This window comes from Enterococcus sp. DIV1279b, from assembly GCF_050531515.1.
Lineage (GTDB): Bacteria > Bacillota > Bacilli > Lactobacillales > Enterococcaceae > Enterococcus_D > Enterococcus_D casseliflavus.
Genome location: NZ_CP172891.1, coordinates 3,043,828 through 3,066,165, shown reverse-complemented (window position 1 = coordinate 3,066,165; position 22,338 = coordinate 3,043,828). Strand labels below are relative to the sequence as shown.

Sequence of the window (22,338 nt, the reverse complement as noted above, 5' to 3'; positions counted from 1 at the left end):
CAAACCGCACCATCGACTTTTTTCAGGTGCTTACGTATAATAGGGGAAGAGAAAAAGCCGAGAAGCAGATGCTTAGCGGACAAAAGAGGGTAGCGAGCATGTCTTTAAAAGAAAAAATTATTGCAGAAAGCAAGCGGCTTGGCATTGACAAGATCGGGTTTGCTTCAGCGGAGCCGTTTTTGGCATTGGAGCCTTCCTTGCGGGAACAAAAAGCCAAAGGCCATACCTCTGGTTTTGAGCATCCCGTGATCGAAGAGCGTATCTATCCTGAACGGACATTTGAAAATCCGCAAACGATCATTGCGATCGCTTTAGCTTATCCGACAAAAATCAAAGAGAAAGTCCCGCGGGATGAAAAACGCGGCATGTTTGCCCGTGCCTCGTGGGGCATCGATTACCATGATATTTTGCGAGAACGATTGGATCGCTTGATCGCCTTTATCAAAGAACAAGCGCAAACGATGGAAGAACAAGTCGAATGGCGTTTCGCACCGCAAGTCGATACAGGGGAATTGGTGGATGTGGCGGCAGCGCAGCGGGCGGGTCTTGGCTTTATCGGTCGTAATGGCTTGCTGATTACGGAAGAATTTGGTTCGTTTGTTTATCTAGGGGAGATCGTCACTAATATCTCTCTTGAACCAGATGAAGAAGTCCCGTTTGGTTGTGGGGATTGCATGCGTTGTGTGACGGCTTGCCCCACCAAAGCGTTATTGGGCGATGGTCGAATGAATGCCCAGCGCTGTTTGTCCTATCAAACCCAGACGAAGGGCATGATGCCAGAAGAGTACCGCAAAAAGATGCATAACGTGATTTACGGCTGCGATATTTGTCAGCTGGTCTGCCCTTATAATCGGGGGAAAGACTTCCATTTTCATCAAGAGATGGAGCCTGAAGTCGATACCGTTTATCCAAAACTGCAACCGATGCTGTCTTTATCAAACAAAGCCTTCAAGGCACAATTTGGCCATCTATCTGGCTCTTGGCGGGGGAAAAAACCGTTGCAGCGTAATGCCATCATCGCCTTAGCCAATGTAGGGGATCGCAGTGCCTTGCCAGCGATTTGGCGCTGTGCGACAGAAGACGTGCGCCCAGTGATTCGAGGAACGGCTTATTGGGCCATTGGCCAGTTGGGCGTCAAAGAACCAGAAATGTGGTTAGAGCGACTGCAACGGTGTGCAGAGTTAGAACCCGAAGAAGAGGCGCTACAAGAATTGCAGCCTGCCATCGAACGATTGCAAGCAGTCATTACCAAAAGGCAAGAAAAAGAGCTATAAAAAAAGCAAAACGAGCCCGGGGCCGTTTTGCTTTTTTATTTAATCTAGTACGTCATCACTTTCAACGATTTCTTCTGAATCCAGTTCAAAATCAGGTGCTGGATGCACACGCTCAGGCAGCTCCATTTCTAACTCGCCTTCTTCGGTGTATTGGTTGTCGGTATCGGCAACGTCAACTAAAATTTCTTCAGGAAGCTCTTGTTCTAACCGATAGCCTTCTGCATGACGCGCATCGAGTAATTCCAAAAGATGTTGCCACTCGTCTTTCGAGATCACTACAACGTCAATGCCGTCTTTGTTTTGTACCTCCACAACAGAGGAAAGATCGGTGCCGACCGTTTTAATGATCGATTCCAACGACCATTTACTCGTTTCTAAGTCAATTTTTTGTGCCATAAGAATTACCCCTTTTTTGAGAAAAATTTTGTCCTACCTTAATTGTAACGGGAAAGTTGCAGAAAACAAAATAGCTTGATTGGGAATCGTCGCTGATATGCGCAAGAACATTTGCACAGCGGCTTTAACCAAGGTAAGATAAGAGCAAGAAGGGAAGGAATAAAAATGACAGAAAAACAGACATTTCATGTGAATGGGTATTTAGCACTGGTTGTGCTGATCGGGTTATTGGTTGGCGGCGGTTATTGTTTTATCATGGGTTCGTAAATGAGAGCGTTCTCGAAATCGTTCTCAGCATTCTTTTATGGATCGTTTCGTTTCTTTTCCTTAGTTCGTTAACGATCGTACAACCCAATCAAGCCAAAGCGATCCTCTTTTTTGGGCAATATTTAGGGACCATTAAAGACAACGGCTTGTTCGTGACAACCCCATTAACCCAAAAAATCAATGTTTCATTGAAAGTCCGCAACTTTAACAGTTCGCTGTTGAAGGTCAATGATTCAGACGGAAACCCGATCGAGATCTCGGCGGTGGTGGTTTTTAAAGTCGTAGATACGGCGAAAGCATTGTTTGATGTCGATTATTACCAAGATTTCATTGAGATCCAAAGTGAAACAGCGATTCGTCATATTGCGACGCAATACCCGTATGACACGTTCAATGACGATGATCTGACGTTGCGAGGCAATACAAGTGAAGTCTCGGAGGAGCTGGCAAAAGAATTGCAAGAACGATTGGCTGTTGCTGGGGTCGAAGTCTTGGAGACTCGCTTAAACCATTTGGCGTATGCGACTGAGATCGCTAGTGCGATGCTGCAGCGCCAACAAGCCAAAGCGATTTTATCTGCACGGCAAATCATTGTTGAAGGGGCCGTCTCCATGACACAAATGGCGTTAGAACAAATCGAAGACGGACAGGACATCAATTTCACAGATGACCGCAAAGTCCAACTGATCAATAATTTATTGGTGTCGATCATTACCGATAAAGGCACGCAGCCGGTGATCAATACGGGCGATGTTAAAGAGAAAGGAGTGTAGCATTTGAAGAAACTTTACATCAAACAGAAGGTTTTCAGCATCGGCGAAAAATTTACCGTGACCGATGACTTACAAAACCCTCGCTATTATGTCGAAGGCAGTTTTTTTAAGATCCCGAAAAGTTTTACGATCTTCAATGAGCAGCAGCGACCGATCGCGGAGATCACCAAAAAAGTGTTCAGTTTATTACCAAAATTTTTTGTGGAAGTCCACGGCCAAGAAGCGATCGTTTTAGAAAAACATTTCACATTTTTTAAAGCCCGCTATTCCATCAGTGCAGAAGGAATCGATGTGGACGGCAATTGGTGGGATATGGATTTTGTGGTCAACCGCAACGGTAAGCGAATCGCAGAGATCCACAAAAAATGGATCTCTTGGGGCGATACCTATGAAGTCGTGATCTATGAAGAAGATCTAGATGACCTGATCATTGCATTAGTGGTAGCCATCGATCGCGTCAAAGCAGATGATGCCGCAGCGTCAAGTTCAGCAAGTAGTTAGAAAAAAAAGGAGCGATGTGCATGTTATACGGTTCGATTGAAGCAGGCGGCACAAAATTTGTGTGTGCCATTGGCGATGAAGAAATGACGATCAAGGAAAGAGTGAGCTTTCCGACAACGACACCTGAGGAAACAATGCCTTTAGTCATTGATTTCTTCAAACAATACCAAGCAGATTTAGCAGGGATTGGGATTGGCTCATTTGGGCCCATCGATATCCATCGCGATTCTGCCACTTATGGGTACATTACCTCAACCCCGAAATTGGCATGGCAAAATTTTGATTTCATCGGTACCATGAAAAAAGAATTTCCGATCCCTATTTCTTGGACAACAGATGTCAATGCGGCTGCCTATGGTGAGTATGTCTTCGGCAGTGGCAAAGGATTGAGTAGTGTCGTTTACTACACGATCGGTACAGGTGTTGGCGGCGGTGCCTTACAAGAAGGGCGCTTTATCGAAGGATTTAGTCATCCAGAAATGGGGCATATGCTGGTCGTCCCTCATCCAAAAGATGACTTTGCTGGCAGCTGTCCATTTCATGGCAACTGTTTAGAAGGGATGGCCGCTGGACCAGCCATCGAAAAACGCTTAGGGAAAAAAGGACAAGAGGTTGCAGAAGATGATCCTTATTGGGAGATCGAAGCCTCCTATATTGCTCAATGTGCCTACAATACAACCTTGATGTTTTCTCCAGATGTGATCATTTTTGGCGGTGGAGTGATGAAACAGCGCCATATGCTGCAAAACGTCCACGACGCATTTGCAAAATTGGTCAATGGGTATGTCGAAACGCCTGAGTTAAGCAAATATATCGTGACCCCAGCATTGGAAGACAACGCTGGAACCCTCGGTTGTTTGGCATTGGCTCGAGAAGCGGTCTTACATTCATAAATAAAAAAGATCATACTCTTTGGGTATGGTCTTTTTTTGCAGCGTATCAGTGGCGCTTTTGGCGACTTTTTGTATACTTAAGCTGAGGTGGAAAAGAATGAAATTAGCTGTTCGAAAAAGAAAAATCGGGAATATTCCGGTCTTAGAAGTCGTACCAGAAGAAATGATTTATGAGCCGCTGCCATTGATTATTTACTATCATGGCTGGCAGACGAGTAAAGAATTAGTGTTGACACAAGGCAGAAAGTTGGCTAGAGAAGGTTTTCGGGTGGTCTTGCCAGATGCAGCCAATCATGGGGAGCGCAAGACCCAGCTATCGGAGATTCCTTCTTTAACTTTTTGGCAAAGTATCCAAACCAATCTATTTGAGTTTTCTTACTTAGTCGATTTTTTTGAAAACCTTGGTTTGGTCAACGGTCAGATCGCAGTTGGCGGTGTCTCCATGGGAGGGATGACCACGTGTGGTTTATTATGCCAGCATCCAGAAATCACAGCGGCAGCTTGTATCATGGGTTCTCCTTCCATGTTGAAATACCGTGACCGCATCCAAATGCACGCCGGCGCTGCTGGGTTCTTTGTACCCGAGGATTATGGTCAGCTTTTAAGCTGGATGGATGCTTACGATCTGTCTTCTCAACCAGAGAAATTAGGACAGCGTCCCCTTTTATTTTGGCATGGTACCCAAGATGAGAAAATTCCTTATGCTGATGTGGAAGCCTTTGTGGCAGAAAATCCAGAAGCAAATCTGCAGTTTATCTCGCGAGAAGAACGCCATCTGGTGCGTGGAGAAACGATGGATCAAGTCACAGCTTTTTTCGTGGCAGAGCTCAATAAAACCAATCCATGACACGGTTTGCTCAAAGAAAAAGATTGTGTGAAAAGGTACAAGCATAAAACTCGTTTTTTGTCACGCGATAACCTATACTGTAGGGTGCAAAAAAAGGAGGAATTGGTTTGACATACCGCGTTTTATTATTTTATAAATATACAACAATTGAAGATCCGGAAAGCTTCGCCAAGGAGCATTTAGCATTTGGAAAAGAAATTGGCATCAAGGGCCGTATTTTAGTAGCCAATGAAGGGATCAATGGCACGCTTTCTGGAACGGTTGAAGCAACAAATCGCTATATGGAAAAAATGGAAGCTGATCCCCGTTTTAAAGGGATTTTTTATAAAATCGATGAAGTAGAAGAACATGCGTTTAAAAAGCTATTCGTTCGTCCGCGCAAAGAATTGGTTTCATTGAACCTGGAAGATGACATCGATCCATTAGAAATGACTGGAAAATATTTAGATCCTAAAGCGTTCAAAGAAGCTTTGTTAGATGAAGATACCGTAGTGATCGATGCCCGTAACGATTATGAATATGACTTAGGCCATTTCCGGGGAGCCGTTCGTCCCGATATCCGCAGCTTCCGTGAGTTGCCGCAATGGATCATCGATAATAAAGAAAAATTTATGGATAAAAAAGTCGTTACTTATTGTACTGGTGGTATCCGTTGTGAAAAATTCTCAGGCTGGTTGCTGCGAGAAGGCTTTGATGATGTGGCCCAACTTCATGGTGGTATCTTTGCTTATGGGAATGACCCAGAAGTTCAAGGCGAGCTTTGGGATGGCAAAATGTACGTCTTTGATGAACGCATTAGTGTGGAAATCAATCATGTGGATAAAAAAGTTATCGGTCGCGACTGGTTTGATGGCACACCTTGCGAGCGCTATGTAAACTGTGCCAACCCAGAATGCAATCGCCAATTCTTAACTTCTGAGGAAAATCAGGCTGCCCATTTAGGTGCCTGCAGCTATGATTGTGCCATCCACGAACACAACCGTTACGTGGAGCAACATGGAATCACAGAAGCAGAAAAAGCTGAACGGTTAAAAAACTTTGCAACAAAAAATGAAACAGTCACTGCCTAAACCGACAACTGTTTCACAGGAAATGAAGGATTAAAAGAGTTGCACGTGAGTCCGAAAACTGGCTTAGCTCAGTCAGTTTTTCCACCTTCCGTGCGGCTTTTTTGAATGGACAGAATTGGAAACGATTGTTTTTTAATTATCTGAAAAATCTAACTATTCCAATTGTTCTTTTTTCTTTCCTATCGAGAAAAAACGCAAGGCTCTCGCATATTTCACGATTTTAGAGTAAACTATACCTAATTGTGGAAGAGGAAAGAGGAATTCAGATGAAAATTGTTATTGCTGGTGCAGGTGCTATGGGCAGCCGTTTTGCTATTATGCTAAAAAGAGGCGGAAATGACGTCACGTTAATCGACGGCTGGCCTGCGCATATCGAAGCGATCCGTGAACACGGATTACGAGCGAACTTAAACGGTGAAGAGATCGCAGTCCCTTTTTCGATCTATTCGCAAAATGAGATCCCAACGACTGTACAAGCAGACTTGATCCTGGTCTTTACTAAAGCGATGCAACTGGATCAAATGATGCAAACGATCAAACCGATGATCGGAGAGCAAACGAAAGTCTTATGCTTATTAAACGGGATCGGTCATGAGGACACGATTGAAAAATATGTCAGCACGGATAAAATCTTTTTAGGAAATACCATTTGGACGGCGGACTTGATTGGTCCTGGTAATGTTCGCTTGTTTGGGGATGGTTCTGTAGAACTGCAAAACATCGAACCGGGGAAAGAAGAAGATGCCCGTCAATTGGCGGCAGTCTTGGCTGATGCTGGGTTGAATGCGTCTTATTCTGAGAACATCCGTTACTCCATCTATCGCAAAGCCTGTGTCAACGGCACCCTAAATGGCTTGTGTTCGATTTTAAATGTGAATATTGCCCAATTCGGACAAACCTCAACGGCGCGTGCGATGGTCCAAACGATCGTGGAAGAATTTGCGGCAGTTGCTGCCCATGAATCTGTTGAACTGGATGTATCCGAAGTAGTCCACCATATTGAAGAAACCTATGATCCAGAAGGCATCGGAATGCACTATCCATCCATGTATCAAGATTTGATCAATAATCATCGCAAAACCGAGATCGATTATATCAATGGCGCAATCTCGCGAAAAGGCCGCAAGTACCAAGTGCCAACGCCTTATTGTGACTTTTTGACTCAAATGATCCATGCTAAGGAAGATATTTTAGCAGCGGAATAACACTTCTGCGAAGGTAATAACTCGTAAAATCGCTAGCAGTCAGTAGCGATATCAAGAGACTGCATCCAAATCATTCAGCAAAAAAGTCTTTTCGCTCACTCATAGAAGAAACACTATGAGGGCGAAAAGACTTTTTTTATTGATTTCGAGTGAGTCTGCTTATTTTTTCTTGATGCGAATCGCATAAGAATCCAGCAAGATTCGAGCAATGACCGATAAGGGCAGTCGTGAGCGGACTTCATAATCTGGGAAAAAGGAAATTTCTGATTTGAAGCCAATCAAAGAAAGCTCGACTAATTCCAGCAAGCGGCTTTCTTTTGAGGCGGTGATCAAAAGCGATCCGATTTCTTTATCGTAACAATTTTGAGCCGCGATGACTAATTCTTCGGTCTCCCCATTTAATGAAACAAAAATCACAGTATCTTCTTTGCGTAAACGCTTACTGATCGTAGTGATAATATTGGGATCAGTGTACAACTCACAATATTTATCCACCAGCTGAAATTTTGTCTTCATTTCTTCCCCAATCAATTCTGAAAAGCCCCGTGCAAAAATAACGATTCGTTTCGCGTTGTATATTTTTTGGATCGCATCTTCAATAGTGCCCGTATCTAGCATATTTAAGGTACGAATGACTTCTTGTTCATTTTTAATAATGGAGCGACGGATCTCTTCATCCACCATTTCCACGTTTGAAAAATTCAAGGTCATATTCGATTGCTCTTTTAAATGATGTTTAAAAGAGGTGTAGCCCTCATAGCCCTTTTTCTTCATGGTTCGGACGATCGTTGTCGTTGAAACATTTGCCAGTTCACTTAGTTTGATAATCGAAAGGCTCGGAATTTCTGAAAGGTTTTGCGTAATGTAATTCCATAAAAATAGTTCTGCTTCACTTAATTTGTTGTCCATCTTGCCACCTCTTAACGCTATTTTAGTGTGATTGTATCTGAAAATCAAATGGAATCAAACAAGATTGAAAATGTTTTCAACAGAATGGATCGTTTTAGAAAACATGTACATTCAGAAACAGTGCATACTTAAGGTACAGCAAGGAGGAACAATTATGGGAACGATTTACACATGCACGATGAATTTAGCGATTGACTTATTTATCGAAACAGAACAGCTTTTGCCTCAAGTTGTCAATCGTACACTAGATGATGAGATCCAAGCCAATGGCAAAGGGGTGAACGTTTCTCTTATTTTGAAGATGCTAGGCATTCCCAGCACTGCTTTAGGATTTAGCGGTGGCTTTACAGGAAAATATATTGAAGATTTTTTAAGCGAAAAGCACATCAAGACCGATTTTGTAGCGGTTAATGGAATGACCAGAATAAATGTCTTTACACAAGTCAACGAAGAAAACAAAGAATATAAATTGGTCAATCAAGGGCCAGCGATCAGTCCAGAAAATGTGGAGCGATTGTTAGCAAAAATCAAGACTCTTGTTCCAGGTGATTTTCTTTGTGTTTCTGGGAGTTTACCAAAAGGTGTTCAACCGACGGTTTTGATTGAGATCAGTAAAATCTGTCAGGAACGAGAAGTCAAGCTGATTATTGATAGTAGTTATAAGGAAGTTCGGGAGTGTTTGCAGTATCGTCCTTACTTGATCAAACCAAATGAAGATGAGTTAGCGACACTGTTTGATGTCGCCACGATCGCACCCGAAGATTATCAGAAATACGGTCAAATGTTAATTGCAGAAGGAGCGCAAAATGTGTTGCTGTCTTTAGGAAGTGAGGGGGGGATTTTTTTAAATGAAGCAACTTGTCTGATCGCTAATGCCCCAAAAGGTAAAGTGGTAAATACAGCCTGTGCGGGAGATAGCTTATTAGGGACCTTTATTGCTGGGATGGTTCGCAAGGAGGAGGTTTCTCATACATTGAAAAGAAGTATTGCTGCGGGAAGTTCAACTGCTTTTAAAAAGGGATTGACTGACTTTTTAGATATCCCTGAATTGGAAGCGCAAATACATGTTCATAGAAAGGAAGTCCATAAATGACAAAATTTCAGATAGTAGCTGCGACGGGATGTCCGACGGGGATCGCGCATACGTATATGGCACAAGAAGCATTAGAGCAAGCCGCTAAGAAGCGAGGCATTTCGATCAAAGTAGAAACTCATGGACAGATTGGGATCGAAAATGCGTTGACTGCTGAAGAGATCGAAGCTGCCGACGCAGTCATTATCGCGGCTGATAAAGATGTTCAAGCCGAACGTTTTGTAGGCAAAAAAATCATTGATGTCCCAGTAGCCTCAGGAATTCGAAATGCGGATCAATTGATCGCTGATGCCTTAGATGGTGCAGGGAGAATCAAACAGTCGAAGCAATCTGTTCCGACTGATAAAGAAGAAGTAGCCGTCAGTGGGATTGGACATACGATCTACAAAAACTTAATGAATGGTGTCTCTCATATGTTACCGTTTGTGGTCAGTGGGGGAGTCTTGATTGCTATTTCATTTCTTTGGGGGATTTATTCGGCGGATCCAACTAACGCTCAGTACAACGAATTTGCTGCACGACTCAATGGAATCGGTGGTTTTGCTATGAGTATGATGGTCCCGATCCTATCAGCATTTATTGCGGAGAGTATCGCGAAACGACCAGGACTAGTGGTTGGGTTTGTTGGGGGCTTGATCGCGGCAGATGGCGGAACTGGCTTCTTAGGTGGGATCGTTTCAGGTTTCTTAGCCGGTTATGTCGTGCTAGGGCTGATGAAGGCATTGGTTCTTTTACCTAAATCATTAGATGGTTTGAAAGCAATTTTTCTTTATCCTGTTTTAGGAGTCTTGATTACAGGACTGATTATGGACTTTGTGTCAGGACCGATGGCAACGATCAACGAAGCAATGATGTCCTTCTTAGCTGGTTTCGAAAATTCTAGTCCCTTTGTATTAGGCATTATTGTTGGCTGTATGTGCGCATTCGATATGGGAGGACCAATCAATAAAGCAGCTTATGTAACAGGTACTGCTTTATTGGCACAAGGAAATACTAGTTTCATGGCAGGAGTATCCGCAGCGTGCATTGCCCCACCGTTGATCACAGGTTTTGCCGTTTTATTCTTTGGGAAGTATTTTGATGCAAATGAAAAAAATGCTGGATTAGTCAATTTTATCTTAGGCTCAACACATATTACAGAAGGAGCGATTCCTTTTGCGGCGAAAGACCCGCTGAGGGTGTTACCGATCATGATGTTAGGTTCTTCGATTGCTGCTGTACTGACCTATCTCTTCAAAGTGCAAGTTCCTGCACCCCATGGTGGCTTTCTAGTATTACCCGTTGTTACTCATGGTCTTTTATGGGTAAGTGCGATTTTGGCAGGATCGATCGCAGGTGGGTTGTTGCTAGGATTGGTTCAAAAAAGAAAAGTTGCCAAACAGAGAATGGACGTGAAAGCATGATTACGGAAGAATATATTTTTGTCGATTCCCTCCTAAAGAATAAAGCAGAAGCTCTATCTTTTCTAGCAAAAGAAAGTAAGAGGCAAGGCGATGCTACGAATGTTTCAGAAGTGGAAGCAGCATTTATCCTTCGAGAAGAACAAGGCTCTACAGGCATGATGGATGGCTTTGCCATTCCTCATGCGAAGAGCAGTGTTATTAGACGACCATTTATTAGTGTAATCAAACTTAGAGAAGCAATCGATTGGGACAGTTTAGACGGACAAAAAATCCATACGATCATCGCTATGTTTATACCAGAGAATGAAGCTGGGACCACCCACCTTACGATTTTGTCTCAAGTGGCAAGGATGCTGATGAAAGAAGGGTTTAAAAAAGCGATCCAAGCAGCTACTTCTAAAACAGCTTTACTACAAGTAATGAATCAGTATCTAGAAGGGAATTGAAAAAATGACTACGACAATGAAGCAAACGATATCAGTAACAAAACTTTGTAATTCAAAAGGAATCATCAGTGCATTGGCGATCGATCAAAGAGGCGCATTAAAGCGGATGCTAAGTCAATATAAAAAAGATGTGTCGGATGCAGCGATCGAGCAATTTAAAACCATCGTCTCTGAAGAACTAACACCCTATGCATCGGCTATTTTATTGGATCCAGAATACGGACTTCCGGCAGCAAAACAACGTGCTCAGCATACTGGTCTATTGATGGCTTATGAAAAAACGGGGTATGACGCAACGACGCCAGGGAGACTCCCAGACTCGTTAAATTATTGGTCAGTCAAAAAGCTCAAAGAGGAAGGAGCAGATGCCTGTAAGTTTTTACTCTACTATGATGTAGACGAAAGCGATGCGATCAACGATCAAAAGAAAGCTTATATAGAACGAATCGGTTCTGAATGTCTGGCGGAAGGGCTGCCCTTTTTCTTAGAGCTAGTCTCCTATGATGCGACCATTTCGGATAACACATCGAAAGAATACGCAACGGTCAAACCACATAAAGTCAATCAAATGATGAAGGTTTTTGCAGAGTCGCGCTATAACGTAGCTGTTTTGAAAGTAGAAGTTCCTGTCAATATGAAGTTTGTTGAAGGGTTAGGGAATGAGGTTGTCTATACACAAAAAGAGGCTGCAGCATTCTTTAAAGAACAAAGCCAGATGGCTACTTGTCCATTTATTTTTCTTAGCGGAGGCGTCAGTGCAGAGCTTTTTCAAGAAACCCTCCGCTTTGCCAAAGCAGCTGGTTCAACCTTCAATGGTGTATTATGCGGGCGAGCAACTTGGGCAGATGGTGTTAAGGTATTTGCCACTAAAGGAGAAGCTGCTGCAAGACAATGGATGCAAACAGACGGTAGAAAAAACATCGAAACATTGAATGAGGTGCTAATGGAAACAGCTTCTTCTTGTCAGGCAACAACTGAATGATTTCTTTCAATGGGAATATCTGAACTTAGGGAAATAAGGTGTCAACATGTGCTGGCTTCCAGACGGTTAAACGGATATCTGAGATTGACTTTCGCCGAAGTCTTTATTTGGAAAAGTCAACGAGTTGGGTCATTCTTAAGGAGCGTACCAACCAATCTCTGCCTTTTTAATACACTCTAATTTAATCGTTTCAAAAAGCTTAGGGAATCTTTCCTAAGCTTTTTTTGTGGAAGAAAAAGGTGGGAGTTTTTCTTTCTTTTACTGCATGTTATTAGAAGTGGCTTTGTTGTGGAAAAATCGAGAGCAATTAATTAAGTCGCATTCACAAACCGTCCTTTAAAAAAAGAGCGGATGACTCCATCTAAGGAGAAGATAGGATAGAATAGAAGTCGCTTCAACATGATTCTTTCGGTTGCAAAATAAAATTGCATTGTTTTTTAAGGCAAACGGTCTGAAGATTATTCAGTGAAATTCGTACACTTTTTTTCCAGATCTTTGAAAAAATCCTGTCTTAATTATTATTGGTCAACGCTTATACTGAAAGCGTAATCAAATTGTAGGAGGGAACGTATGAAAGACTGGTTAAATATAGCTGGAAAAACCGTGATCGTAACAGGGGGTTCTTCAGGAATCGGAAAGAGGATCGTTGAAAGTTTATTAGAGCAAGGGGTGAATGTGGCAAATTTTGACCTTACAGAAGCTACGCAACAACATGACAATTTGTTGTTTGTTGAAACGGATATTTCAGTAAGGGAAGAGGTGGAGTCAGGTGTAGAAAAAGTCATTGAGCGGTTTGGAACTGTCGATGGTTTAGTGAACAATGCAGGGATCAATATTCCACGTCTTTTAGTAGATAAGAAAGACCCTCATGGGAAATATGAATTATCAGATCCTATTTTTGACAAGATGAGTGCAATCAATCAAAAGGGCGTTTTCCTAATGACGCAAACAGTAGCCCGAGAATTGGTCAATAAAAAATCTGGAGTCATCATCAATATGTCATCAGAATCAGGGCTTGAAGGATCTGAAGGGCAAAGTGCATATGCTGCTACCAAAGCGGCACTCAATAGCTATACAAGATCCTGGGCAAAAGAATTAGGAAAATCAAATGTTCGAGTGGTGGGTATTGCACCGGGCATCATGGAAGAAACGGGCTTGAGAACGTCTGCCTATGAGGAGGCACTGGCTTACACAAGAGGGACGACAGTTGAAAAACTGCGAGAAGGATACACAAAAACGAGTACAATTCCTCTAGGTCGGAGTGGCAAATTGACAGAAGTAGCTGACTTGGTCTGCTATTACCTGTCTGACCGATCCAGTTATATTACAGGAGTGACAACAAATGTAGCGGGAGGAAAAACTAGGGGATAGAAATAGGGGGATAAAATGGCATTCGTAAATCGATGGTATCAAATCTTAGACTTGTTAATAACCCATAAGGATATTTCAATCATTGATTTACAGAAAAAGTTGAGCAGTAGTTCAAAAACAGTAAAGAGTAGTATTGATCTGCTTAATGAAGAACTAATTGGTATTGCGAAAATCGTGCAAAGGAAAAAGAGCTATTCGATTGAGGTAGAAGATGCTGAAGAATTTGAACTCATTTTGGCTGGAAAGTTAAAAAAAGAAACCGATTTTAACTCAGCAAGTAAGCGGGTAGCATTTATCCTAAAACAATTGATCGAGGAAAAGTCATTTATTTTAATTGACGATCTGTCTGAAGCGCTAGGGATCAGTAGGAGTACTGTCTATAATGATTTTCGGATGCTAAAAAAGCTACTCAAGCCTTTTGATACAGAAGTAGTTGGAACGCCAAATAGAGGGATTCAGATTAAAGGAAGTGAATTTAATCTGCGTTTGCTTTACATCTATTATGTACAAGATTATTTTTATGAAAATTATTTAGAAAACGATACACGAGCAATGATCCAAAAAATCATTTCTCTCTCAGGGATTCCGCAGTATTATGGTCGTTTACTGTATAAAGTGATTTCTATTTCCATGAAAAGGATCATTGAAGGGAATTATTTAGAGACGATACCGAATTGTTATACAAATTTCATCAAAGAAGAAGAACAAATCGAGCAGTTGATCTATCATCTAGAGACCAAATACCGAGTGACTTTAAGTCAAACAGAACAGGACTTTCTCTGGTTCCCGTTAAATTTATCTGCAAATTCCTTAATTGAGCGTACGGTTGTCCCGACAGCAGTCGAACAGTACTTTAAAGCGATGCTAAAGCGAATCCATCGCACGCTCGTTTTGGATATCAATGAGAAAGTTTTGTTTTTAGAAATGAAAGAACACTTAAAGTATATGATCAACCGAATCGTGGTCCAAGCAAAATTAAGCGATTTGTTTTACGGCGAAATCGAGCGACAATATCCCTTTGCCTATGAATTAGCCAAAGTCGGTCTACAAGAGATTGAAGAAGTGGTTGGTCGAACCATACCCACAGTCGAAATCAGTTATCTAGCACTTTATTTTGAACTTGCTTTGAAAAGCCAACAAAACGAACCAGCCAAAAAGCAAATTGCTGTAGTTTGTCACAGTGGCAGAGGTACGGCGATGATCATACGTCGTCAATTGGAACGAGTCTTAGGCAATGATATTCGCATCACCCATTTATCAGAGGAAGCCTATCATCAGGAAAATCTGACCGATTACTTCGCCATTTTTACGACGATTCCATTAAAACATTTAGAGCAAGTGAAAAGTCCAATCATTAAATTGACCAACTTATTTGACGATCATTGGTTGCGCAATGAGTGGGAAAAAGCCGAACGCTTGCAGTCAGTAGGGAAGCAGTCGATCCTCTTACACTTTAACCACTTAGATCCTGACTTGACCTATCAAAAGAATGTCGAGTCAATGATCGCCGAATTAACAAAGGAGCATATGGTAGATGAGTGCTTTTTGGAACGAATCAGACAAAGAGAGGAAAAACATGCCACGATTTTTGATTCTGAGATTGGCTTTCCCCATGCGATCAATGATCAAACAGATAAAATCGTTCTGTCGATAGGTGTGTTCAAAAGGAAATTGGTTACTCCTGAGGGTAATATCAAACTGATTTTTTTGTTAGGGATTCCAAGTGAATTGACAGGGAAAAACGAACAAGACTTGTTGCGTATTTATGATGAATTATTTGCGATTGCTGGCAATGCGGATTTCAGAGAAGAAATCAGTGCCCAAGAAAATCTATTGGCATTGAAAGAATGGCTTTATCAGAAGGAGTTGATTATATGAGTTTTGTTTATCTATTTGGTATTTTTGCCTTAGGCGCCTATTTGTTACAAATTCTTTTTGGGTTGAAACAGATCAAACACTTTAATCAAAACTATCAGCAACTGCGCAAAAAAGGCAAGGTAGCGATTGGACGCAGAGCTGGGAAAATAAAAGCAGGAACGATCGTTTTACTTGCGGTCGATCCAGCAGGAATCATTCTTGATGCCAGAAAGATGCAAGGGGTAACCGTGTTGGCGAAGTTTAAAGAGCTGTCGGTCTATCTAGGAGAAGATATTCATTATATCGATAAGTACCATCCCAAAGTGCAAAAAGAAAACAAGTTGACGATTCAAGCAATGGAAAATGCCAGAGAAATCTATTTGCGCACAGAAGCCGGGAACTATACCGAAAGTCAGGGAGTGTCGCCTGTAACACTGTTGAAAATACAAATACAAACATGGAAAGAAAAAATATATATGAAAGAAAAAAGGAGTGCAAAATAATGGAGTATATTACAAAATTTGCTGAAGGTTTTATGAGCCTTTTTCAAACCGGAGCAGAGACATTTATCTCATGGATGACAGGTATCGTTCCAGTGGTGCTAATGCTGATGGTCGCCATGAATACGTTGATTGCTTTCTTAGGAGAAGAACGCGTGACCAAAGTGGCACGTTTATCTTCAAAAAATCCTTTCACTCGCTATTTGCTTTTACCTTTCCTATCGGCCTTTATGTTAGGAAACCCAATGTCGTTTACTATGGCTCGCTTTTTACCTGAATACTATAAGCCTAGCTATTATGCCTCACAAGCGCAATTTTGTCACACCAGTAATGGGGTATTTCCTCATATCAATCCTGGAGAACTCTTTGTATGGTTAGGTATTGCCCAAGGAATCACAACATTAGGCTTAAACTCGATGGAGCTGGCGATTCGTTATCTATTGGTCGGTATGATCATGAACTTTATTGGCGGTTGGGTCACCGACTTTACGACTGCTTACGTGTGTAAGCAGCAAGGCATCACTTTGAGTAAAACAGTCAAACTAGCGGCAGAATAAGGAGGAATCAAGATGACGTACAAAAGTATACGAGTAGTCAAAGGCAGTGGCGGTTATGGCGGTCCCTTAGTGATCACGCCGACAGAAGAAAGACATAAATTTATTTACATTACTGGTGGTGGTGAGCGACCTGCAATCGTTGATAAAATTGTTGAATTAACGGGAATGGAAGCAGTCAATGGCTTTAAAACATCGATTCCCGATGATGAAATTGCATTAGCGATCATTGACTGTGGTGGCACGCTACGTTGCGGTATTTATCCCAAAAAAGGGATTCCGACGATCAATGTCGTCGCAACGGGGAAAAGTGGGCCATTAGCACAATATATCAATGAACAGATCTATGTTTCGGCGGTTGGGGTCGACCAAATTTCATTAAGTGAAGAGCAAGAAGCAACCACCGCCGCCAATGAAGCAACAGCTCCTAAGCGGGAATTCACCTACGATACTTCGAAAAAAATCACAGAGCAAAAAGCCGAGCAGCAAAATTTTATTGCCAAGATCGGGATGGGCGCCGGGAAAGTCGTTGCGACCTTTAACCAATCTGCACGAGACGGGGTTCAGACGATGATCAATACCGTCATTCCCTTCATGGCATTTGTTTCCCTGTTGATTGGAATCATTCAAGGGTCAGGCGTTGGAAATTTCTTTGCGAATGTGATGGCGCCATTGGCTGGCAATATTTGGGGATTGATGATCATCGGCTTTATTTGTTCCTTGCCATTTCTCTCCCCGTTACTTGGACCAGGGGCAGTGATCAGTCAAGTGATCGGGACACTGATTGGGGTCGAGATCGGCAAAGGAACGATTCCACCACAACTTGCTCTACCTGCATTATTTGCGATCAATACTCAAAATGCCTGTGATTTTATTCCAGTTGGGTTAGGATTAGAAGAGGCAGAAGCGGAAACGGTTGAGGTTGGGGTACCTTCTGTTCTTTATTCTCGTTTCTTAAATGGTGTACCACGGGTCTTCGTAGCATGGCTTGCAAGTTTTGGACTTTATAGTTAAATCAGTATAGGAGGAAGCAGAAATGGCAGTTTTTACTACGACAGTTCTTTCAATCGGTGTGGAGGCGGAATTATTTCGCCAAGAAAATATGATCATTCTTTTTGGCAAAGATGCACCGGCAGCGTTAGCTGACTATTGTTACAATATTGAAGTACAGCCAATGAATGGCACGATTACATCTGAACAAAAATTATGGATCGATGATCAAAGCTATCAAATTACCTCGGTAGGCGATGTGGTATCAAGAAATTTACAAGAATTAGGACACATCACGATTAAATTTGACGGCAGTTCGACCTCTGAATTACCAGGCACACTTTATGTAGAAGCAAAAACGATCCCTGTGATTGATAAAGGAACGAAAATCAGCATTAAGTAAGGAAACTGTCTAGTAAAACGTAAGATTGAAGGAGTGTAAGCAATGGAATTCTTTTTGGATACAGTAAATCTTGAGGAAATCACCCACTATCAAAAGGTACTCCCGCTGGCAGGAGTAACCTCAAACCCCACGATTTTGAAAGCTGCGGGGAACATCGACTTTTTTACTCATTTGCAAGCAGTGAAAGAACGAATCGGAGAAGCATCCTTACATGTTCAAGTGGTTGGGGAAACCGTCGATGAGATGATCCTAGATGCAGAAACGATTATCAATAAGCTGGGAAAAGAAGTCTATGTCAAAATCCCTGTCAATGAAAATGGGTTAGAAGCCATCAAACGCTTAAAAGAGCGTGAATTCAACTTAACAGCTACAGCCATTTATACCGAATTGCAGGGGTTCTTAGCGATTGGTGCTGGAGTCGATTATTTGGCGCCATACTATAACCGTATGGAAAATATTAATGTTGATGCACCAACAGTCATTGAATCATTGGCACAAGCGATTCGTACCACTCAAGCACAAAGTAAGATCCTTGCCGCAAGCTTTAAGAACACTACGCAAATGAATCGCGCGATTCGTGCAGGGGCACATGCGCTCACTGCTGATCCAGACATCTATCGACAAGGATTAGCCATGCCTTCCATTCAAAAAGCAGTAACGGACTTTCACAATGACTGGGTCGAGACGTTTAAGTCGCCATCGATTCAGGGGTTATGCCAATGACGACAACGGTAATTTTTGATATGGATGGGGTTATCGTAGATTCTGAGTATACGTTTTTAGAATCAAAAACAGCGATGCTTCATAGTGAAGGACACCTTGTAGATGAGTCATATCACTATCAGTTCATGGGGACCACTGCAGAATTTATGTGGGAAAAAATGAAGGAAGAATTACAGTTACAAAAATCTGTTTCAGCGTACATTGAAGAAATGAATCGCAGAAGAAAAGCGTTGATAACACGTGATGGCGTCAAAGCGATTCCTCATGTGCAAACATTGATTCGGCAGTTAGCAGAAGCGAACTTTCAGCTTGGTGTTGCTTCCTCTTCTCCTAAAAAAGAGATTGAGGAGAACCTGGATCAATTGCAGTTGCGAAACTATTTTACTGAGATCGTCAGTAGTGAAGAGGTAGCACGCTCGAAGCCTTTTCCTGACGTATTCTTGAAAGCAGCGTCGTTGTTGAGCGCGAACCCTCAGCAATGTATCGTCATTGAAGATACGATCAATGGCTGTAAAGCTGCCAAAGCTGCGGGTATGTACTGTATTGGCTTTGCGAATCCAGCATTCCCTGTGCAAGGTCTGCCAGCGGATCAAACGATTATTGATTTTCGTGACCTGAATGTGCAAGAATTGAAAACCATCAAATAATACGCACAACTAAAATGACCAACCTAGGAAAGGATAACTGCTAATGAAGCTGGAATCCTCCTTTCCTTGGCTGGTCATTTTTAATTTTTTTGCATGATAGTCAAAGAATAAGCTTATTCTGTCGGCAGATCCGCCATAAACCGTTCGCTACCTTGAAAGACTGCTAATTGATTGACACCAAAGGAACGCAATAGATCGCTCATCGCTGCAAAATCTAACCGATAGTCACTGGCTTTATGGGCATCAGAGCCGAGGGTGAACAATTTACCACCGACACTTTGATACAGCGGGATTGCATATTGATAAAGGTGGGCATTTTGATAGGGGCCAAAGCTCTTCGCGTTGATTTCCATCGCTAAGTCACGGGCAACGATTTTTTTGAAGATCGTCGTTAACTCTGTTTCAAAATGGGCGGCCAATTCCTCAGCTGTAAATTGGAAACGACGCAAGCCATAATCAAAGTGGGTCACGATGTGCCCGTCAGAAAACGAGTCCAACACGTGGGCCATTTGGTCAAAGTATTGTTTGGCGACTGCAAATTTGTCCTTGTTCAACACGGCATCGTCCATATAATCAAAGGTACCGTTTTGATGGATACTGATCAATTTCAAGTCATAGGGATGGCTTTCAAGATAGCGCAAGATTTCTTGTTCTTGACCAGGCACGACACCAATCTCAATGCCTTTTAAGAGTTTCGTCGCTGTGGTCTCTTGCAGCTTCTGGTGGGTATTTACTAGTAATTCATAGTCAGGAATATCATCACGGAATCCCGAATAGGGGTTCTTCAAATCGAAATGATCTGTCGCAACGAAGTAGGCAGGCTGGTAAGCAAGATAATTCTCAAACTGTTCATCTGAATCAAAAGACAAAAATGTATGCAGATGTTGATCATAATAATTCATAAACAAGACTCCTTTTCTTGAATACGATACCACAAAAAAGCAGAAGAAACTATGATTGGCTGAGAAAAGGTTTTCTCTTGGACAATTTTTCGCTTATAATAAATAAGAATAGAGCGAAGGAGTCGGTCAGCCATGAGTATGTACCTTGAAATTCCTGAATTTGAAAGTGAATTTCGTTTTCGAACGTTTCTAAATGATGGGTTGACCATCGTTTACCCCCATGTCCATAAAGAAATCGAGATCATTTACGCTAAGCGCGGCACGGTCAATATTGGTGTTGACGATATGATCATTGAGTTGGAGGAAGGGGATCTGTATCTTTTTTCCAGCGGGCAACCCCACTATTTTCTAGCATCGCCTGAGAGTGAACGCTATGTCTATCAATTTGATATGAAGCTTTTTGAAGAGCCGTTGCTTCGAGAAAATGAAGTATCCTTGATGACACTCTTTGAAGAAGGGGAGCCTCACAGCAAAAATTGGCCAACGAGTTTTACGGAAAAAATAACAGGTCTCTTGATCGAGTTGTATCAGTTGGAAGAGGAAAATGTTGTTGGGAAGCGTTATTTGACTCTCGGGCTGCTTTACCAGTTGATTGGGGAGTGCTATCAAAGTTTGCCTAAGCGCAAACAAGCCGTCAATCCGCTAAAACGAACGGCCGCACAATACAAAGAAACCTTGCAGCGTCTGAATGATGTCTTTGAGTACATCGAATCTCATTACCAAGAAGTCTTGACGATGGAGGACACCGCAAGACATGTAGGGTTTAGTCCACATTATTTCACGCGTTTCTTTAAAACCAATACTGGCAAGACCTTCATGCAGTTTTTGACGGAATATCGCATCAATCAAGCCAAATTTATCTTGGCCAATGAAAAGATCCCCATGGCAGAAGTCGCTGAAAAAGCAGGTTTTGCCAGTGTCAAAACATTTCACCATGTCTTTAAGGAAGCCGTTGGTCAATCACCGTTGCAGTACCAGAAACAACTGAATCAAAATTGATAGAAACAGCCGATGAGCCTTTGCTTGTCGACTGTTTTTTTGTCAATTTGGCACTATTTTTTTCTCGATAGTGTTTTTTTAAGCGCTTTTCATAAATTGTGGAGTGGTTCTTTTTGTTAAAGTTTCATAAGATAATTTTCGGGAATTTTTTCAATGGAAACTGGGAAGAACTGCTTTCGATGTTTCGCTATAATGAGGAGGTAGAAAATAATAAGCGTTTTCAGGAGGAAAGATATGACAGTTAAAGTTGGAATCATTGGGTGCGGTGGGATCGCAAACGGCAAGCACATGCCTGCCTTGTCTCAAGTAGAAGAAGTAGAAATGGTTGCCTTTTGTGATCTGCTAGTTGAACGTGCAGTTGAAGCGAAATCAGCATTTGGGACCGAAGATGCCCAAGTATTCAGCGATTATCAAGAAATGTTAGCACAAGCTGATCTAGATGTGATCCATGTGTGTACACCAAACGCCTCACATGCTGAGTTGACGATTGCCGCACTAGAAGCGGATTGTCATGTCATGTGTGAAAAACCAATGGCAAAAACAGCGGCAGAAGCCAAAGCAATGATCGAAGCAGCCAATAGAACAGGGAAAAAACTCACGATCGGCTACCAAAACCGTTTTAGAAAAGATTCTCGTTATCTTCATGAAGTGTGCGCCGAAGGACAATTAGGAAACATTTATTTTGGGAAAGCTCATGCGATCCGTCGTCGGGCTGTGCCAACTTGGGGTGTTTTCCTTGATGAAGAAGCGCAAGGCGGCGGTCCGTTGATCGATATCGGTACCCACGCATTGGATCTGACCTTATGGATGATGAACAATTACAAACCAAAATTTGTTGTCGGAAAAGCGTATCATGAGTTGTCGCAAACCAAAAATGCCGCAAATGCTTGGGGCCCTTGGGATCCAGAGAAATTCTCAGTAGAAGATTCGGCCTTTGGTTTTGTGGTCATGGAAGATGGGGCAACGATTTTCTTAGAAGCTAGCTGGGCGCTCAACAGCTTGGATGTGAAAGAAGCCAAAACGACACTGATGGGCAGCAAAGCGGGTGCGGATATGAACAACGGTTTGACCATCAACGGAGAAGACCACAGCTTGCTGTATGAAAAAAATATCGAACTTGAAACAGGCGGCGTTGATTTTTATGAAGGAAACGGCGAGACGCCAGAAATTTTAGAAGCACAATCGTGGATCCATGCGATCATCAACGATACCGAACCAGTGGTCAAACCTGAAGAAGCAATGGTCGTGACGGAGATTTTAGAAGCGATCTACAAATCATCGCAAACCGGTGAGCCAGTCTACCTATAAGAACTGCTGGAAGAAAAGGAGCGAG

23 protein-coding genes and 1 pseudogene are annotated in these 22,338 nt (G+C 42.2%); 21 read left to right on the top strand and 3 right to left on the bottom strand.

All coding sequences use genetic code 11. The annotated features are described in order from the left end of the window. Positions 1-98: 98 nt before the first annotated feature. Positions 99-1,274 (top strand): tRNA epoxyqueuosine(34) reductase QueG, encoded by a 1,176-nt coding sequence (gene queG, locus IGI71_RS14535; RefSeq protein WP_142437840.1) that lies wholly within the window; start codon positions 99-101, stop codon positions 1,272-1,274. 39 nt (positions 1,275-1,313) lie between these two features. Here queG and IGI71_RS14530 read toward each other — a convergent pair whose 3' ends face one another. Continuing rightward, positions 1,314-1,670 (bottom strand): hypothetical protein, encoded by a 357-nt coding sequence (locus IGI71_RS14530; RefSeq protein ID WP_005228172.1) that lies wholly within the window; start codon positions 1,668-1,670, stop codon positions 1,314-1,316. Between the two features lie 165 nt (positions 1,671-1,835). Between IGI71_RS14530 and IGI71_RS14525 the strand changes: the two are divergent. The 6 genes and pseudogenes from IGI71_RS14525 (at position 1,836) to IGI71_RS14500 (ending at position 7,226) form a co-directional block, all read left to right on the top strand. Beyond that, a pseudogene (locus tag IGI71_RS14525) lies at positions 1,836-2,710 on the top strand (SPFH domain-containing protein). 3 nt (positions 2,711-2,713) lie between these two features. Further along, positions 2,714-3,211, top strand: coding sequence for an LURP-one-related/scramblase family protein (locus IGI71_RS14520; RefSeq protein WP_005233908.1), 498 nt, complete (start codon positions 2,714-2,716; stop codon positions 3,209-3,211). Positions 3,212-3,231: 20 nt separating this feature from the next. Then, on the top strand, positions 3,232-4,104 hold the full coding sequence (scrK, locus tag IGI71_RS14515; protein ID WP_002347415.1) for a fructokinase ScrK: 873 nt from the start codon (positions 3,232-3,234) through the stop codon (positions 4,102-4,104). A 97-nt stretch (positions 4,105-4,201) separates the two neighbouring features. After that, positions 4,202-4,951, top strand: a complete 750-nt coding sequence (locus IGI71_RS14510; RefSeq protein ID WP_008379569.1) for an alpha/beta fold hydrolase — start codon at positions 4,202-4,204, stop codon at positions 4,949-4,951. 107 nt (positions 4,952-5,058) lie between these two features. Continuing rightward, a complete protein-coding gene (locus IGI71_RS14505; RefSeq protein ID WP_201688363.1) occupies positions 5,059-6,021 on the top strand; it encodes a rhodanese-related sulfurtransferase in 963 nt (320 codons plus the stop codon). Positions 6,022-6,287: 266 nt separating this feature from the next. Next, positions 6,288-7,226, top strand: coding sequence for a 2-dehydropantoate 2-reductase (locus IGI71_RS14500; protein WP_005228196.1), 939 nt, complete (start codon positions 6,288-6,290; stop codon positions 7,224-7,226). A 159-nt stretch (positions 7,227-7,385) separates the two neighbouring features. Here IGI71_RS14500 and IGI71_RS14495 read toward each other — a convergent pair whose 3' ends face one another. Next, complete coding sequence (locus IGI71_RS14495) at positions 7,386-8,135, bottom strand: MurR/RpiR family transcriptional regulator (protein WP_008380325.1); 750 nt, start codon at positions 8,133-8,135, stop codon at positions 7,386-7,388. A gap of 154 nt (positions 8,136-8,289) precedes the next feature. On the opposite strand from IGI71_RS14495, the gene pfkB reads away from it, so the two are divergent. The 12 genes from pfkB to IGI71_RS14435 all read left to right on the top strand — a co-directional run bounded on the left by pfkB (position 8,290) and on the right by IGI71_RS14435 (position 19,104). Next, entirely contained in the window at positions 8,290-9,228 is a 939-nt protein-coding gene (gene pfkB / locus IGI71_RS14490; protein ID WP_144771071.1) for a 1-phosphofructokinase, read from the top strand. Beyond that, complete coding sequence (locus IGI71_RS14485) at positions 9,225-10,631, top strand: PTS fructose transporter subunit IIC (protein WP_144771069.1); 1,407 nt, start codon at positions 9,225-9,227, stop codon at positions 10,629-10,631. The genes pfkB and IGI71_RS14485 overlap by 4 nt, the downstream gene beginning before the upstream one ends. Continuing rightward, positions 10,628-11,077: a PTS sugar transporter subunit IIA gene (locus tag IGI71_RS14480; protein ID WP_201705315.1), complete on the top strand. Its 450-nt coding sequence runs from the start codon at positions 10,628-10,630 to the stop codon at positions 11,075-11,077. The genes IGI71_RS14485 and IGI71_RS14480 overlap by 4 nt, the downstream gene beginning before the upstream one ends. Positions 11,078-11,081: 4 nt before the next feature. Next, positions 11,082-12,059, top strand: coding sequence for a tagatose-bisphosphate aldolase (lacD, locus tag IGI71_RS14475; protein WP_201705314.1), 978 nt, complete (start codon positions 11,082-11,084; stop codon positions 12,057-12,059). Positions 12,060-12,629: 570 nt separating this feature from the next. Further along, a complete protein-coding gene (locus IGI71_RS14470; RefSeq protein WP_086337875.1) occupies positions 12,630-13,430 on the top strand; it encodes an SDR family oxidoreductase in 801 nt (266 codons plus the stop codon). Positions 13,431-13,445: 15 nt separating this feature from the next. Beyond that, on the top strand, positions 13,446-15,308 hold the full coding sequence (locus IGI71_RS14465) for a BglG family transcription antiterminator (RefSeq protein WP_201705313.1): 1,863 nt from the start codon (positions 13,446-13,448) through the stop codon (positions 15,306-15,308). Then, a complete protein-coding gene (locus tag IGI71_RS14460; RefSeq protein WP_430615857.1) occupies positions 15,305-15,790 on the top strand; it encodes a transcriptional regulator GutM in 486 nt (161 codons plus the stop codon). The genes IGI71_RS14465 and IGI71_RS14460 overlap by 4 nt, the downstream gene beginning before the upstream one ends. Beyond that, positions 15,790-16,344, top strand: coding sequence for a PTS glucitol/sorbitol transporter subunit IIC (gene srlA / locus IGI71_RS14455; protein ID WP_074934132.1), 555 nt, complete (start codon positions 15,790-15,792; stop codon positions 16,342-16,344). Before IGI71_RS14460 ends, srlA begins: the two co-directional genes overlap by 1 nt. Before the next feature lie 12 nt (positions 16,345-16,356). Beyond that, positions 16,357-17,355, top strand: a complete 999-nt coding sequence (gene srlE, locus IGI71_RS14450; protein WP_333718750.1) for a PTS glucitol/sorbitol transporter subunit IIB — start codon at positions 16,357-16,359, stop codon at positions 17,353-17,355. A 22-nt stretch (positions 17,356-17,377) separates the two neighbouring features. Further along, entirely contained in the window at positions 17,378-17,734 is a 357-nt protein-coding gene (locus tag IGI71_RS14445) for a PTS glucitol/sorbitol transporter subunit IIA (RefSeq protein WP_151195970.1), read from the top strand. Between the two features lie 42 nt (positions 17,735-17,776). Next, positions 17,777-18,457 carry a fructose-6-phosphate aldolase gene (locus tag IGI71_RS14440; protein WP_151195969.1) on the top strand — a complete coding sequence of 227 codons (681 nt, stop codon included), beginning with the start codon at positions 17,777-17,779 and terminating at the stop codon, positions 18,455-18,457. Next, positions 18,454-19,104, top strand: coding sequence for an HAD family hydrolase (locus IGI71_RS14435; RefSeq protein WP_096741693.1), 651 nt, complete (start codon positions 18,454-18,456; stop codon positions 19,102-19,104). The genes IGI71_RS14440 and IGI71_RS14435 overlap by 4 nt, the downstream gene beginning before the upstream one ends. A gap of 113 nt (positions 19,105-19,217) precedes the next feature. Here the strand turns inward: IGI71_RS14435 and IGI71_RS14430 are convergent, their stop codons facing one another. Next, positions 19,218-20,006 carry a PHP domain-containing protein gene (locus IGI71_RS14430; RefSeq protein WP_015510339.1) on the bottom strand — a complete coding sequence of 263 codons (789 nt, stop codon included), beginning with the start codon at positions 20,004-20,006 and terminating at the stop codon, positions 19,218-19,220. Between the two features lie 132 nt (positions 20,007-20,138). Between IGI71_RS14430 and IGI71_RS14425 the strand changes: the two genes are divergently transcribed. Both IGI71_RS14425 and IGI71_RS14420 read left to right on the top strand, forming a co-directional pair. Continuing rightward, entirely contained in the window at positions 20,139-21,005 is an 867-nt protein-coding gene (locus IGI71_RS14425) for an AraC family transcriptional regulator (protein WP_010749994.1), read from the top strand. A 234-nt stretch (positions 21,006-21,239) separates the two neighbouring features. Continuing rightward, on the top strand, positions 21,240-22,313 hold the full coding sequence (locus IGI71_RS14420) for a Gfo/Idh/MocA family protein (RefSeq protein ID WP_005228203.1): 1,074 nt from the start codon (positions 21,240-21,242) through the stop codon (positions 22,311-22,313). The last annotated feature ends 25 nt before the right edge of the window (positions 22,314-22,338 follow it).

Bases quoted from the DNA above. Each gene is read 5' to 3' on its own strand.
- queG (WP_142437840.1), top strand. From the start codon at position 99: ATGTCTTTAAAAGAAAAAATTATTGCAGAAAGCAAGCGGCTTGGCATT.
- IGI71_RS14530 (WP_005228172.1), bottom strand. From the start codon at position 1,670: ATGGCACAAAAAATTGACTTAGAAACGAGTAAATGGTCGTTGGAATCG.
- scrK (WP_002347415.1), top strand. From the start codon at position 3,232: ATGTTATACGGTTCGATTGAAGCAGGCGGCACAAAATTTGTGTGTGCC.
- IGI71_RS14510 (WP_008379569.1), top strand. From the start codon at position 4,202: ATGAAATTAGCTGTTCGAAAAAGAAAAATCGGGAATATTCCGGTCTTA.
- IGI71_RS14500 (WP_005228196.1), top strand. From the start codon at position 6,288: ATGAAAATTGTTATTGCTGGTGCAGGTGCTATGGGCAGCCGTTTTGCT.
- IGI71_RS14495 (WP_008380325.1), bottom strand. From the start codon at position 8,135: ATGGACAACAAATTAAGTGAAGCAGAACTATTTTTATGGAATTACATT.
- pfkB (WP_144771071.1), top strand. From the start codon at position 8,290: ATGGGAACGATTTACACATGCACGATGAATTTAGCGATTGACTTATTT.
- IGI71_RS14485 (WP_144771069.1), top strand. From the start codon at position 9,225: ATGACAAAATTTCAGATAGTAGCTGCGACGGGATGTCCGACGGGGATC.
- IGI71_RS14480 (WP_201705315.1), top strand. From the start codon at position 10,628: ATGATTACGGAAGAATATATTTTTGTCGATTCCCTCCTAAAGAATAAA.
- lacD (WP_201705314.1), top strand. From the start codon at position 11,082: ATGACTACGACAATGAAGCAAACGATATCAGTAACAAAACTTTGTAAT.
- IGI71_RS14470 (WP_086337875.1), top strand. From the start codon at position 12,630: ATGAAAGACTGGTTAAATATAGCTGGAAAAACCGTGATCGTAACAGGG.
- IGI71_RS14465 (WP_201705313.1), top strand. From the start codon at position 13,446: ATGGCATTCGTAAATCGATGGTATCAAATCTTAGACTTGTTAATAACC.
- IGI71_RS14460 (WP_430615857.1), top strand. From the start codon at position 15,305: ATGAGTTTTGTTTATCTATTTGGTATTTTTGCCTTAGGCGCCTATTTG.
- srlA (WP_074934132.1), top strand. From the start codon at position 15,790: ATGGAGTATATTACAAAATTTGCTGAAGGTTTTATGAGCCTTTTTCAA.
- srlE (WP_333718750.1), top strand. From the start codon at position 16,357: ATGACGTACAAAAGTATACGAGTAGTCAAAGGCAGTGGCGGTTATGGC.
- IGI71_RS14445 (WP_151195970.1), top strand. From the start codon at position 17,378: ATGGCAGTTTTTACTACGACAGTTCTTTCAATCGGTGTGGAGGCGGAA.
- IGI71_RS14440 (WP_151195969.1), top strand. From the start codon at position 17,777: ATGGAATTCTTTTTGGATACAGTAAATCTTGAGGAAATCACCCACTAT.
- IGI71_RS14435 (WP_096741693.1), top strand. From the start codon at position 18,454: ATGACGACAACGGTAATTTTTGATATGGATGGGGTTATCGTAGATTCT.
- IGI71_RS14430 (WP_015510339.1), bottom strand. From the start codon at position 20,006: ATGAATTATTATGATCAACATCTGCATACATTTTTGTCTTTTGATTCA.
- IGI71_RS14425 (WP_010749994.1), top strand. From the start codon at position 20,139: ATGAGTATGTACCTTGAAATTCCTGAATTTGAAAGTGAATTTCGTTTT.
- IGI71_RS14420 (WP_005228203.1), top strand. From the start codon at position 21,240: ATGACAGTTAAAGTTGGAATCATTGGGTGCGGTGGGATCGCAAACGGC.